The organism is Acinetobacter sp. V89_7 (assembly GCF_029967895.1).
In the GTDB taxonomy this organism is placed as follows: domain Bacteria; phylum Pseudomonadota; class Gammaproteobacteria; order Pseudomonadales; family Moraxellaceae; genus Acinetobacter; species Acinetobacter soli.
Window position 1 is genome coordinate 130,141 of record NZ_JASCAJ010000031.1, and the last position, 13,857, is coordinate 143,997.

General features: G+C 43.4%; 10 protein-coding genes. 4 read left to right on the forward strand and 6 right to left on the reverse strand.

Annotation, left to right across the window (positions count from 1 at the left end):
* Nucleotides 1-62 precede the first annotated feature (62 nt).
* A complete protein-coding gene (locus QLG00_RS11920) occupies nucleotides 63-1,208 on the forward strand; it encodes a heparan-alpha-glucosaminide N-acetyltransferase domain-containing protein (RefSeq protein ID WP_282471076.1) in 1,146 nt (381 codons plus the stop codon).
* A gap of 42 nt (nucleotides 1,209-1,250) precedes the next feature.
* Here the strand turns inward: QLG00_RS11920 and QLG00_RS11925 are convergent, their stop codons facing one another.
* The 6 genes from QLG00_RS11925 to betI form a co-directional block, all read right to left on the reverse strand.
* Nucleotides 1,251-1,736 (reverse strand): hypothetical protein, encoded by a 486-nt coding sequence (locus QLG00_RS11925; RefSeq protein ID WP_004946059.1) that lies wholly within the window; start codon nucleotides 1,734-1,736, stop codon nucleotides 1,251-1,253.
* A 63-nt stretch (nucleotides 1,737-1,799) separates the two neighbouring features.
* On the reverse strand, nucleotides 1,800-3,071 hold the full coding sequence (locus QLG00_RS11930; protein ID WP_282471077.1) for an MFS transporter: 1,272 nt from the start codon (nucleotides 3,069-3,071) through the stop codon (nucleotides 1,800-1,802).
* Nucleotides 3,072-3,154: 83 nt separating this feature from the next.
* The gene (gene mqo, locus QLG00_RS11935) at nucleotides 3,155-4,786 is read right to left on the reverse strand and encodes a malate dehydrogenase (quinone) (RefSeq protein ID WP_004935935.1); all 1,632 of its coding nucleotides are present in this window, start codon (nucleotides 4,784-4,786) and stop codon (nucleotides 3,155-3,157) included.
* Nucleotides 4,787-5,302: 516 nt separating this feature from the next.
* Complete coding sequence (betA, locus tag QLG00_RS11940) at nucleotides 5,303-6,961, reverse strand: choline dehydrogenase (RefSeq protein WP_048764208.1); 1,659 nt, start codon at nucleotides 6,959-6,961, stop codon at nucleotides 5,303-5,305.
* An 89-nt stretch (nucleotides 6,962-7,050) separates the two neighbouring features.
* Nucleotides 7,051-8,523 (reverse strand): betaine-aldehyde dehydrogenase, encoded by a 1,473-nt coding sequence (betB, locus tag QLG00_RS11945; protein WP_004946066.1) that lies wholly within the window; start codon nucleotides 8,521-8,523, stop codon nucleotides 7,051-7,053.
* Nucleotides 8,516-9,142: a transcriptional regulator BetI gene (gene betI, locus QLG00_RS11950; RefSeq protein WP_004935942.1), complete on the reverse strand. Its 627-nt coding sequence runs from the start codon at nucleotides 9,140-9,142 to the stop codon at nucleotides 8,516-8,518. The genes betB and betI overlap by 8 nt, the downstream gene beginning before the upstream one ends.
* 255 nt (nucleotides 9,143-9,397) lie before the next feature.
* On the opposite strand from betI, the gene QLG00_RS11955 reads away from it, so the two are divergent.
* The 3 genes from QLG00_RS11955 to QLG00_RS11965 all read left to right on the forward strand — a co-directional run bounded on the left by QLG00_RS11955 (nucleotide 9,398) and on the right by QLG00_RS11965 (nucleotide 13,845).
* Complete coding sequence (locus QLG00_RS11955) at nucleotides 9,398-11,008, forward strand: BCCT family transporter (protein ID WP_282471078.1); 1,611 nt, start codon at nucleotides 9,398-9,400, stop codon at nucleotides 11,006-11,008.
* 139 nt (nucleotides 11,009-11,147) lie between these two features.
* Complete coding sequence (locus QLG00_RS11960) at nucleotides 11,148-13,208, forward strand: choline transporter (RefSeq protein WP_004935950.1); 2,061 nt, start codon at nucleotides 11,148-11,150, stop codon at nucleotides 13,206-13,208.
* Between the two features lie 13 nt (nucleotides 13,209-13,221).
* Nucleotides 13,222-13,845 (forward strand): MarC family protein, encoded by a 624-nt coding sequence (locus QLG00_RS11965; RefSeq protein WP_004935953.1) that lies wholly within the window; start codon nucleotides 13,222-13,224, stop codon nucleotides 13,843-13,845.
* Nucleotides 13,846-13,857: the final 12 nt, after the last annotated feature.

Consider the following 13,857-nt stretch of genomic DNA (forward strand, 5'->3'; position numbering starts at 1 on the left):
GTAGAGACAAAATTTAATATTTGTAATACTATAACATTACAGATTTAAGTTTTACAGTCATTATGTCTCACCTTAAAACATTCTCTCGATTACAATCTATCGATGCCCTACGAGGGCTCGTCATGGTGATCATGTTACTCGATCATGTTCGGGAAACATTTTATCTAAATAAACAAGTCACTGATCCGATGAACATTTTGGAAACCGAGCCGGCCTTATTTGGAAGTCGTGCTTTGGCGCACATTTGTGCCCCCGTTTTTGTGTTACTCACGGGGCTTTCAGCGTATCTTTATCAAATGAAAAACACGCTAGCAAGTACACGCAGTTTTTTACTTAAACGTGGCTTGTTTTTGATCGTGTTAGAGCTCACCTTGGTCAATTTTGCATGGACTGCCAAATTCCCACCCGATGTCATTTATTTACAAGTGATTTGGGCGATTGGTATCAGCATGGTGGTGTTGGCCTTATGCGTGGGTCTGCCTAGAAAAGTTTTACTTGCAACCGGATTATTGATCATTTTTGGACATAATCTACTAGACACAATGACTTTTAGGGGTATTTGGGGTTTAGAGCAGCTCTGGTATGTGTTACATGAGCGTAGCTGGATAGAGTTCGACGCTATTAAAATTCGGACCTCTTACCCGGTTTTACCATGGTTTGGCGTGATTTTTGTCGGCTATGCGTTGGGCTACTTCTTTGAACAACGCTTTAGTCCAGCTCAGCGTCAACGTTATTTACTCGGCCTTGGCTTAGGTAGTATTACCTTATTTGTGCTGTTGCGCTTGATCAATGTGTATGGTGATCAGCCTTGGGTTGATTATGATTCATCTCTCATGACGTTCATGAGCTTTATGAATCTGACCAAGTATCCGCCTTCTTTATTTTTTATTCTGTTCAATGCTGGAATAGGGCTAATGATATTGGCGATATTTGAGCGTCTGAATCACTGGAAAGGTCTTAAACCGTTAGTAGTACTGGGTTCAGTACCAATGTTTTTTTACCTGATTCATTTGTATGTACTTAAACTATTCTACGTGGTGTGCGTGAGTATATTCGGTTATACAGATGGCAATTATTTTGCGGTAGATTCCATGCGTAGTGTTTGGGGGATTACTGCATTACTGACCGTGATGCTCTATCCTGTTGTAGCGTGGTTCTCGGCATTTAAACATCAAAACAAACAAATCACTTGGCTAAAGTATTTTTAACTGGCTAGGCGTGTGCCCTTGTTTACCACTTAATAAGTGAACTTATAGGGCACCATATTTTTGCCACGTTTCACCATTATGCAGTGAATCGTAATAACCTTTTAAGTAGTCCAATTCATAGTATTGAACTGCAGCCAATATAATAAAAGACATCAATAAAATGGTTTTTAAGGCATTCAGTTTTTTTGGTTCATTTGATAAAGCGGGTAGTCCAAAAAGCGTTAACGCAATGGCAGGCAATAGCGCGACTGCTTTTAAATGACTCAAAAAACCTAAACCATGAGTATAAAGTAAGACCGCAACCAGCACGATCAGGCCAAAGCCAGCCAGATTACGCGTATGCTCAGAGGGGCGCAGAGCCATCACTGACTGCACAAATAAAATTACACTCGCAAAAAAGTAAAAGGTCGTTCCACCAATAATAGCCGTATAAGTGGCATTGAGCACACAATACATGCCGATCACGACTAGTACGAGCACATATAAAGTCGAGTAAATTTTATGTGACGTTTCTCTTGTATTGGCCATAAAAAAAGAATTCTCCATTACATGTAAACGTGAATTTAGCATACGAATTTTGACAGCTCATATCTACTTATGAGATGTAAGAAATGTATGTTTATGCTGCTTTATTTTTGATTTGAGTAAATCTCGTTGTGATAAGCCAATTGCGAGTGAAATCATGAGGCAGGCGCCACCACTCACTAATGTAGCGGGTACAACCGTCCATAACCGTGCAAAGAGACTGGCCTGAAAGGCACCGATCTGATTACCTGATGTGACGATAATTCCATTCAAGGCAGCGACACGCCCAAGGAGTGATTTACTCGGAAGTAACTGCAACAATGTCTGGCGGATAATCATGCTCATGCTATCAAATGCACCCAGTCCAATTAAAAGCACAAAGGACAACACCAATGAGCGTGAGCAGGCAAAAGTCACAGCACACAGACCAAAGCCGAGCGTTGCAACCAGCATATTACGCCATGCATGTTGTGTCAGATCATAGCGCATCAGCGCAAAGGTCATACACAATGTGCCAATAGCAGGCGCAGCACGTAATAGCCCCAGTCCAGAAGCGCCACTTCTTAAAATTTCCTCAGCAAAAATAGGCAGTAATGTGAGTAAAGCACCAAATAGTACCGTACTTAAATCAAGCAGCATGGACCAAAAAATCATGCGATTGTTCAGCATAAATTGAATCGCTTGCTGCATACTTTGAATCATGGGCTGTCGTGCCACAGCAGGAAAGCATCGTGGACCAATCATGGCCACAGCACCGCTACCAACACACAGCAACAGTAAGGCTATGCTCAGTGCAATGTAAATGCCAAACTGTCCCATCATCACGCCCGCAAGAAGCGGCCCAAGCATGGCGCCAATTTGCCAAATCAATGCTGTCCATGTATTGGCATTGCTGTAAATTTTCTCAGGAACCAAAAAAGGTCGTAAAGAGTTAAATGAGGGGCTATAAATGCCTCTTAACAGCCCTAAAACAAAAATACAGCCATAAACGCCAAGTAAAAAAAGAGGAAGCTCTATACTTTGTTGGGCGTGCAGAAAAAATAGCAGTGCCAAACATGCCGGAATAGGACAGGTCAGGGCAAAGCCCAATTTTAAAATGGTCTGCCGGTTGAAATAATCGGCGATATAACCGCCCCACAACGACAAAACAATAAAAGGAATGAGTTCGACTAGACCGATCAGACCAAGCATGAGCGGGTTTTTCGTGATTTGATAGAGCGAATAAGCGACGACGACTTCTTGAATTAAAATGGCTAAGGTTAGACACAACTGATTCAGGCTGAGCAGCGAAAAATCTCTGTGGCGCAGTGCAGCAAAAAAATCAGAAGATGATGACATGATAAATACAGCACATTAATCAATGAAGGAGAGGAGATAAAAAAGGATGAGCCATTGCTCATCCTTTTTTGAATCTTTAAAAATTACTTCGATTGTGATGCAGCAAGCTTAGCAAAGTCTGCTGGTGTCAGCGGTGTATAGTGCAAACCTAAAGTCTGGCTGGTGTACTGACGTACTTGGTCAAGCAATACTGGATCTTCGCTTAACTTCTGTTTGTACGATTTTACCATCTCGTGCAGTTTTGGATTCCACTCACCTTCCACTTGTTGTGGGAAGGCTTTTTCAAGCAAACTCAACATAATGTAAGGAGAAGTTGAAGCACCCGGAGACGCACCCATCAATGCAGTGACCGAACGATCTTTAGATACAAACACTTCAGTACCAAATTGAAGCTTGGCTGGTTTGCCTTCTTCTTTTTTGATGACCTGAACACGTTGACCACCTTGGTTCAAGCGCCAGTCTTCGCGTTTTGCATTTGGATAGTACTTTTTCAATTCGTTAAAACGGTCTTCATCGGTCATCATGACTTGGCTCACCAAGTATTTCACCAAATCAAGATTTTCCATACCAACAGCAGTCATTGGCAATACGTTGTTTTTATTGGTCGATGCCAATAAATCAAACTGAGAACCTTCTTTCAAGAATTTATTCGAGTAAGTCGCAAATGGTCCAAATAACACATATTTTTTACCGTCGATATAACGTGTATCAATATGTGGAACAGACATTGGCGGCGCACCTAGATCAGCACGACCATACAATTTTGCTGTATGTTCTGCGGCAATTTTAGGATTGTCCGTCATTAAGAATACGCCACCTACAGGGAAGCCAGCATATTGCTTCGATTCTGGTAAACCAGTCATTTGCAGCAATTTAACGCTTGCACCACCCGCACCGATAAATACAAAACGTGTTTTTACATGATCGGCTTGGCCAGTTTTCATATTTTTAAATGAAACAGTCCAGGTTTTGTCGTCATTTTGGCTGATGCCAGTCACTTCGGTAGACGTAGAAAGCTTGAAGTTTTGATGCTTGTTGAGGTTATCTACCAGTTGCGTGGTGATCGCACCATAGTTTACATCAGAACCAATTTCCATACGTGTTGCTGCCACTTTTTGTGCAGGATCACGGCCTTCCATGGTGAGCGGTGCCCATTGTTTGATCTGGTTTGCATCTTCAGTCATCTGCATACCGTAGAACAATGGATTTTTAATCATTGCTGCATAACGCTTTTCAAGGAACGCAACGTTGTCACCCCATACAAAAGCATGGTGCGGAACTGGATTGATAAAAGTAGATGGCTTGCCAAGTACGTTTTGTTTCACTTGATAGGCCCAGAACTGTTTTGAAATTTCAAATTGTTCTGCAACTTTTACAGCTTTAGAAATGTCCATCTTACCGTCTTTTTCTTCGGTATAGTTCATTTCCATGAAGCCAGAGTGGCCTGTACCCGCGTTGTTGAATCCGTTTGAACTTTCCTGAGCAACTTTGTCTAGGCGTTCGTACATACGAACTTGCCAGTTCGGTTCAAGCTCAGTCAAATAGGTTCCAAGCGTGGCACTCATGATACCACCACCTACCAGAACCACATCTACAACAGGCTCACTAGCAGCGGTTTGAATTTTTTTGGAAGCAATTGGCCTAAAAAGGAAGGCGATCGCTGCAATTAAAAGAACAACAATCAATACCAAAAGGTATCGTAGAAACTTTTTCATGCGATAAAGGACCTTGGGGTAGGTGATTAGCATCGCGTAAAGGCGAAATAAAGAAAAATACTAAATCAAGAGAGAAATCGACTCTGGAAATGATGGCAAATTTAAGTTCAGAGAGAGGGAGTAAAATGTCTTAATCCATACAGCAAATGGATCAATTCACTTTTTAAATTTGACCATACATTTCCATCGGAGGCATATTGTAGATGAATTGTGTATTGACAATATAATTTTTATTTGAAATGTTGAAATTAGTTTAATAAATATTAGTTATATTGTTAAATAAATGATATCAATTCAATTGCTTATAATTTTTTTAACATTTGGTAAAATGCTTAAATTTATTCAAAAACAGATAAAAAAAGCATCACATCACATATAAAGTGAATTGTAAATAATCAAATAGAGACCTCAAAAATACCTAAAAAGAAAAAAATGTACGCTAGATAGTCAAATATGACGATATTCGAACACGATACAAAATGCATCGTGTTCGAAAACAACTTGAAAAAATTAGCGTTACGATGCGCGATAATACGGAGCAGTAGAACGCGGGAGTGGGGCATGACCACGGATTTGATCGGCAATTTTTTCTGCCATCATAATGGTGGTGGCATTCAGATTGCCTGTAATAATCAGCGGCATGATTGAGGCATCTACAACACGCAAACCTTGCATGCCGTGCACGCGTCCCTGATGGTCCACCACAGCCATTTCATCTTCACCCATCTTACAGCTGCACGATGGATGATAAGCCGTTTCACCATGATTACGAACAAAATCGTCGAGTTGTGCATCTGTCGAAAGCTGATTACCAGGACTAATTTCTTCACCACGATAAGGATCTAGCGCAGGCTGATGCATGATTTCACGGGTAATACGAATGGCGGCGCGGAACTCTTGCCAGTCCTGCTCAGTCGACATGTAGTTAAACAAAATGCTTGGATGCTCAAACGGATCTTTCGATTTGAGTTTGATATGCCCACGTGATGGAGATCGCATCGAACCGACATGTGCTTGAAAACCATGTTCTTTTACTGCATTACTACCGTTATAGTTAATGGCAACAGGCAAGAAGTGATACTGAATGTTTGGCCATTCAAACTCGTCAGACGAACGAATAAAGCCACCTGCTTCAAACTGATTGCTGGCACCGATACCTTTACCTAAAAACAGCCATTCTGCACCGATTGCTGGCTGGTTATACCATTGCAGTGCAGGGTAAAGTGACACAGGTTGTTTGCACTTGTACTGTAAATACATTTCCAAGTGATCTTGTAAGTTTTCACCTACACCTGGCAAATCATGAACCACATCAATGTCCATCGATTTTAAAAAGGTGCTTTGACCCACGCCTGAGCGCTGCAAAATTTGCGGTGAAGCAATCGCACCAGCACATAACAGCACTTCTTTATTGGCAAGGACTTTTTTCAGATCGTTTTTGTTGGCGCCTTGAATATATTCCACACCAATGGCCTGTTTGCCACTAAACAAGATCTTATTGGTCATGGCATGCGTAACAATGGTCAGATTCGGTCGGCCTTTGGCCATATCCAGATAGCCACGTGCCGTACTCGAGCGGCGACCGTTTTTGGTGACGGTACGATCCATCGGGCCGAAGCCTTCTTGCTGATAGCCGTTTAAATCGTCTGTGCGTGGATAACCAGCCTGAACACCAGCCTCAATCATGGCATGAAACAAGACATTGTTGTCTGCTTTAGGCGTTGCAACACTAACCGGTCCGCTATCGCCATGATAATCGTTACCACCGATATCGCGCGTTTCTGCTTTTTTGTAATAAGGTAGACAGTCGGCGTAGGTCCAGTTTTCTAAACCCTTAAGCTTGGCCCAGCCATCGAGATCCATTGCATTACCGCGAATGTAACACATCCCGTTAATCAGTGATGAGCCACCCAGTCCTTTACCACGACCGCATTCCATACGACGGTTATTCATATGAGGTTCAGGCTCGGTGAGGTAAGCCCAGTTGTAGCGTCGGCCTTGAAGCGGAAAGGCGAGAGCCGCTGGCATTTGCGTACGAAAATCCAGACGGTAATCGGGGCCGCCAGCCTCCAAAAGTAATACCGATGTATTGGCATCTTCAGTTAAACGCGCGGCCAGCACATTACCTGCAGAGCCTGCGCCAATAATAATATAATCGTAAGATTGAGTCGTCATTGCTATTCCTTAATATTGTATGCGTCACGCTGTGATAGCAGCAGTGACATCAGATTTATGAGGAAACTTTAAAAAGGGCGTCGCGTGTTTTAGAACACGCTCTGGTAATCGCCCATTTCGACTTGAATCGATTTTGTTCGGGTATAGTGGTTGAGCGTCGAGATACCATTTTCACGCCCTACGCCCGATTCTTTATAACCACCGACTGGCATTTCGGCTGGGGATTCTCCCCACGTATTAATCCAGCAAATACCGGCTTCCAGTTGGTGAATAATGCGATGTGCCAAGGAAATATCCTGAGTGACCACACCTGCTGCCAAACCAAAAACAGTACTGTTGGCGCGTTGAACGGCTTCTTCAATTGTCGCATAAGTCAAGATACTCATGACGGGCCCAAATATTTCTTCTTGTACGATTTTCATATCATCAGTACAGTCGGTAAATACAGTTGGCTCTACAAAAGCGCCGTCTTTAAGCGCTGCTTGCGTGGCGCGCTGCCCGCCAATGAGTACTTTTGCACCTTGTTCCTTACCGGAAGCAATATAAGACAACACCTTGTCCATATGTGCAAAACTCACCATTGGACCAAAATTCGTATCATCGTGCTGCGGATCACCCATTCGAATGCGTTTTACACGCTCAACCACAGCGGCTTCAAAGGCTGATTTAAGCTGTTCAGGAACAAAAACACGCGTACCGTTGGTACAAACTTGGCCTGAGCTGAAAAAGTTAGCCATAACGGCAATATCAGCAGCACGATCAAGCTGGGCATCATCACAAATAATCAGCGGTGATTTTCCACCGAGTTCCATAGTCACGTCTTTGAGGGTTGAGCCTGCGGCACTGGCCATAACTTTTTTGCCAGTTTCCACGCCACCGGTAAATGAAATCTTTTCAATCACAGGATGCTCGGTCAGGTAAGGGCCGATATCGCGTCCTGAGCCCTGTACGACATTAAAAACACCAGCAGGTAAACCAGCTTCGGTATAAATTTCTGCAAGTTTAAATGCAGTAAGTGGTGTGACTTCACTTGGTTTAAAAATCATGGCATTGCCTGCGGCCAAGGCAGGGGCAGATTTCCATAAAGCAATCTGGATTGGATAGTTCCACGCACCAATTCCAGCCACTACGCCCAATGGCTCACGGCGGGTATAAAAAAAGCTGCTTTCACGTAAAGGAACCTGTTCACCTTGAATGGCAGTGGCCAGTCCAGCGTAATATTCAAGGACATCGGCACCTGTGACAATATCGACGCTGCGTGTTTCGCTCAAGGCTTTGCCGGTATCTAATGTTTCAAGTGCAGCAAGCTCGTCATTGCGTTCACGTAAAATATCGACTGCGCGACGTAAAATACGAGAGCGTTCCATGGCAGTCTTAGCAGCCCATTCTTTTTGGCCTTGCTGTGCACTTTTTACAGCGGCATCGATATCTTCTTTTGAGGCTTGCTGAATCGTGGCAATCACTTCACCTGTTGCAGGGTTGATACTGTCAAAGGTTTTGCCGCTGGTTGCATCAACATATTGTCCATGAATGTATAAACGATGAAGTTGAACATCACTCATTTTGTCTCTCCTGCCTAATTTGCTTTACCAGCCGTAGCTGAGTCTCGACATAGTCATATGCAATGGTTCGAGCAAGTGCACTGTCAAATTCAGTGTCTCCACTTAAACTGCCACGTAACCAGAGTCCGTCAATCAATGCGGCCAAACCGCGTGCTGCAATGCTGGCCTGATCCTTGGGCATTAACTCCAGAAAGTGAAACTTCAGATTGGAGTAGAGCCGCTGGTCATTGATGCGCTGTAATCGGCTAAGTTCCGGCATGTGCATACTTGCAGACCAGAAATCAAGCCAGATACGCATTGCTCTTTGATTGACCTGACTAATATCAAAGTTTGAATCAATAATTGCTTTAATCATATTCTCGGGTTGTAACTCATTTACTTCAGCTTTGTACTGCGCCGTTTTACGACGTAGTACATTGAGCATCTCTAGCATACAAGCGTTAATGAGACCCTGTTTGTCGCCAAAGTAATGACTGACGATACCCACCGAGAGTTGGGCTTTTTTCGCAATTTGAGCCATGGTGGTGTTGGATAACCCCACTTCAAAAATCACGTCATATGCGGCGTTTACAATTTCTTCACGACGCACGTGCTCGGGTTTTACTCTGCGTTTGTTCATGTATGTCCTTAAAAATATAAGGTTTTGCTTCAATAAATGATCTACAGAACATGATAGCACCTTTTTATGATACTTTTAATTGATTGAACGTTCAATCAATTAAAAGTATCATTATGCAAATTTCCGTTATTTCTATGAATATACGGAAATTTAAAAGTCGCCAGCATTTAGCAAACTCGTGGGATGGAATTTCATGAGAGATGCGCGCCAGCAGTATCAATAATGACGAATCACATCCGTGCAAGGAGCAATGTTATGTGGTCAAAACGTAACACACAAAACGTCATCTTACCGGTTCGCCTGAATCCTTTCGTTTTTTGGAGTTCGGCAATCAGTATCAGTCTTTTCGGCTTGTTGTTTGTGCTATTTCCTAGTGCCAGCCAAAATGGACTGACGTGGATTCAACAGCAGGTAAACCAGTTGTTTGGCTGGTATTACATGCTGGTGGTGGTACTTTCTTTAGGTTTTGTTGCTTGGCTGGCTTTTTCCAAAGTCGGGCAAATTCCTTTAGGTAAAGCACATGACCGTCCTGAATTTGGCTATCTGGCATGGACATCCATGCTTTTTTCTGCCGGAATCGGGATCGCATTACTGTATTACGGCGTGGCTGAGCCCGTCGATCATTTTTTGCGACCTCCTGAAGGGCAAGGCGGCACCGTTGAAGCCGCTCAAAATGCCATGATGTACAGCTTCTTGCACTGGGGCATACATGGCTGGGTGTTGTATGCGTTGGTGGGTGTCACACTGGGTTATTTTGCTTTCAGGCGTGATTTGCCTCTGGCATTACGTTCGGCACTGTATCCTATTTTTGGCGAACGAATTCATGGCTTGATTGGTCATATGGTCGATGGTTTTGGTATTTTGGCCACGATCATTTCTTTGGTGACCAATCTGGGGATCGGTGCGCTGGTTTTAGTATCAGGAATTTGCTACTTGTTTCCGGCGATTGCAAACTCCAGCCTAACGCTCATTACCACAGTTGTTTTAATGATGGTGGTGGCCACCATGACCACCGTGGTTGGTATTGAAAAAGGTTTAGCGTGGTTGTCACGAGTGAATCTGCGCTTGCTTTATCTGCTTTTAGCTTTTGTGTTTTTTACCGGACCAACCAATCATTTGTTAAATGGGCTGATGCAAAATACTGGAGATTACTTAAGTCACTTCGTGCAAAAAAGTTTTGATCTGTATTTGTATGATAAAAAAGCCACAGGCTGGCTGGCATCGTGGACGATTTTTTACTGGGCATGGTGGATTGCTTGGGCGCCATTTGTGGGCATGTTTATTGCCCGTATTTCAAAGGGGCGTACCATTCGGGAAGTGGTTTTGGGTGTATGCCTCATTCCGTTAGGTTTTACACTGGCGTGGATTTCGATTTTTGGCAACACGGCAATTGATTTAATTTTAAATCAAGGTCAGGGTATTTTGGGAACTTTGGTACTCAAAGATCCAGCCATGTCTTTGTTTAAGTTACTTGAATATTTGCCTTTTCATCCGTATGTGGCTGGAATTGTTGTGGTGATTTGTTTCGTTTTATTTTTAACCCCAGTGGGCTCTGGTACACTGATGATAGCCAACTTGTCATCTCAAGGTGGCACAAGCGATAGTGATTCACCGGTTTGGTTACGCATTTTTTGGTCCGTCACGATCACCATCGTGAGTATCGGACTATTACTCGCGGGCAGCTTTAGTGCCATGCAAAGTGCGGTGGTGTTATGTGGTTTACCATTTTCCGTGATTTTACTGCTTTATATGTTTGGGCTTGCGAAAGCATTAAAGCAAGAAGAAACACACAAACCGCACGCTGAGGCACAGATGACCCAAACGCGAGCATCTGCACAACCAGCCAAAGAAACCAGCTCCGTGTAATTGTAGATGGCAATGTTTTATTCCTGACCGGTTCAGGCAAAAACAACAGTGTAGTTTAGTCAATCCTTGAGCAGCTCATGCAGGTGCTGAAAGATTGGCTTTTGTACTTTTCTTTTTCTTTTATTTTCTTGAGGATTGTATGGCAACAGATAATCCAAGAGCAGTTGATGATCAAACGACTCATCCGAAAGATCGTTTAAATCGTGTGGTCTTTTACGTTTCTGCGCTTATTATTTTAATATTTTCTTTAACGACGATTTTATTCAATGAGTTTGCCAATCACATCCTGAGTGCTGTGCTTGGCTGGGTGAGTGCCACTTTTAGTTGGTACTACCTGCTTGCTGCAACGCTGTATATGGTGTTTGTGATATTTATTGCCTGTTCGCGCTACGGCAATATCAAGTTAGGGCCCAAACACTCCAAACCAGAGTTTAGTCTATTAAGCTGGTCAGCCATGCTGTTCTCGGCAGGGATCGGCATCGATTTGATGTTTTTCTCGGTGGCAGAGCCATTGTCTCATTATATGAACCCACCTGTAGGGCAGGGCCAGACCTATGAAGCAGCACGTCAGGCGATGGTCTGGACACTGTTTCACTATGGACTCACTGGCTGGTGTATGTATGCACTGGTCGGAATGGCTCTAGGTTATTTTAGTTATCGTTATAATTTGCCACTTACGATTCGTTCAGCGTTATATCCTATTTTTGGGAAAAAAATTAATGGACCCATTGGCCATAGTGTCGATACTGCGGCCGTAATCGGGACCATTTTCGGGATTGCCACCACCTGTGGTATTGGGGTGGTGCAGCTCAATTATGGCTTGCATGTGTTGTTTGATTTACCTGAAAACTTATGGGTTCAAACCGCATTAATTTTGGTGGCAGTCATTATCACCATTATTTCGGTAACGTCTGGTGTCAATAAGGGCTTACGGATTTTATCGGAAGTCAATATTTATGTGTCTGTTGGCCTGATGCTGTTTATCTTGTTTTTAGGCAATACTGAGTTCTTATTAAATGCACTGGTACAAAATGTGGGGGACTATTTAAGTCGTTTTCCTACTTTGGCACTGGAAACTTTTGCATTTACTCAACCGAAAGAATGGATGAACAACTGGACGCTTTTTTTCTGGGCGTGGTGGGTGGCATGGTCTCCTTTTGTGGGGCTATTTTTGGCACGTATTTCACGTGGGCGAACCATTCGCGAGTTTGTCAGTGGAACTTTAATCATTCCATTGTTATTTACCCTGACTTGGCTGTCTATTTTCGGAAACAGCGCACTCCATAATGTCATTTTCGATGGCAATATTGCACTGGCGCAAACCGTTCTAGTCAATCCTGCGCATGGATTTTACGACTTGCTTGCACAATATCCGTGGTTTCCTTTTATTGCGGGTGTCGCTACCATTACCGGCTTGCTCTTTTATGTCACGTCGGCAGATTCAGGTGCACTGGTTTTGGGGAACTTTACTACACAATTTACCAACATCGATCATGATGCACCGCGCTGGCTCAGTGTTTTTTGGGCGGTGGCGATTGGTTTGCTCACGCTTGCAATGCTCATGACCAACGGGATTACCGCACTGCAAAACGCCACCATTATTATGGGCTTGCCTTTTAGTTTTGTGATGTTTTTGGTGATGGCAGGTTTGTACAAGTCGCTGCGGCTAGAAGATTACCGGCAGGCCAGTGCCAGTCTCAATGCAGCCCCAGTGGTGGGGAACGTGGACATTCTGAACTGGAAAAAGCGTTTGTCACGCGTGATGCATCATCCGGGAACTTCAGAAACCAAGCGTATGCTGAACGAAATCTGTAAACCTGCGGTTCAGGCAGTTGCCGATGAGCTTGAGAAGCGTGCAGTCACTGTCGATGTGCAGGAGGTTGAACTTGAAGAAGATCCAGAGCTTTATCATTTGGATATCACGATTCACCTTGAAGAGGAACAAAACTTTATTTACCAGATCTGGCCTGTCCGTTATATTGCGCCCAACTTTAGTGAACGCGGTAAACGTGGCAAACAGTTCTATTATCGTTTAGAGACCTATCTATATGAAGGATCTCAAGGAAACGACCTTGTAGGTTATACCAAGGAACAGGTGATTAATGACATTCTGGATCGTTACGAGCGCCATATGACATTCTTGCATATCAATCGTATCAGTCCGGGGAACCGACCACTATTTCCAGACCCTAAAGCCTAAGGGGAGCCGTTGAATGTTGACGCCGTATATTCATTCCTTTGCCTTGTTTTTTTCGTTGCTCAATCCATTTTTGATGAGCATTTACATGATCGGTATGATCCGAAATTCTGAAGCAAAGGTCTTTAATAGAGCATTGATACAAGGTTGTATGATTGCATTTATTGTCTTTGTTTTATTTGCTTGGGGTGGCGAAACCATTTTTAGCAAATATTTGAATGTACGTTTTGAAGCATTCCAGATTTTTGGTGGGCTTATCTTTTTGGTGATTGGTTATCGCTATGTGTTTCAGGGTGCAGATACCATTGGTGAAATGCGTGGTGCGCCTGAACATTTGGCTGGCACCATTGCAATGCCGTTTATGATTGGCCCGGGTACGATCAGTGCGGCTGTAGTGACCGGAATCGGACTTCCTATTGGTGGTGCGGCGCTGATTATTGCTTTAACACTGACCGTGACCTGTAGTTTGCTCATTTTAATGAAATTTGCACACGATCATCTACGCTATAAACATGCCAAATATATCGATCGTTATGTAGATATTGTCGGGCGTTTATCTGCGTTACTGATTGGTACCATCGCGATTGATATGATGATTACCGGAATCACGGGGGTAGTCAAAGACATACCGCTGGGTTAATTGGCTTTAAGC

Coding starts and splice junctions, on each gene's coding strand:
- QLG00_RS11920 (WP_282471076.1), top strand. CDS start 63: ATGTCTCACCTTAAAACATTCTCTCGATTACAATCTATCGATGCCCTA.
- QLG00_RS11925 (WP_004946059.1), bottom strand. CDS start 1,736: ATGGCCAATACAAGAGAAACGTCACATAAAATTTACTCGACTTTATAT.
- QLG00_RS11930 (WP_282471077.1), bottom strand. CDS start 3,071: ATGTCATCATCTTCTGATTTTTTTGCTGCACTGCGCCACAGAGATTTT.
- mqo (WP_004935935.1), bottom strand. CDS start 4,786: ATGAAAAAGTTTCTACGATACCTTTTGGTATTGATTGTTGTTCTTTTA.
- betA (WP_048764208.1), bottom strand. CDS start 6,961: ATGACGACTCAATCTTACGATTATATTATTATTGGCGCAGGCTCTGCA.
- betB (WP_004946066.1), bottom strand. CDS start 8,523: ATGAGTGATGTTCAACTTCATCGTTTATACATTCATGGACAATATGTT.
- betI (WP_004935942.1), bottom strand. CDS start 9,142: ATGAACAAACGCAGAGTAAAACCCGAGCACGTGCGTCGTGAAGAAATT.
- QLG00_RS11955 (WP_282471078.1), top strand. CDS start 9,398: ATGTGGTCAAAACGTAACACACAAAACGTCATCTTACCGGTTCGCCTG.
- QLG00_RS11960 (WP_004935950.1), top strand. CDS start 11,148: ATGGCAACAGATAATCCAAGAGCAGTTGATGATCAAACGACTCATCCG.
- QLG00_RS11965 (WP_004935953.1), top strand. CDS start 13,222: ATGTTGACGCCGTATATTCATTCCTTTGCCTTGTTTTTTTCGTTGCTC.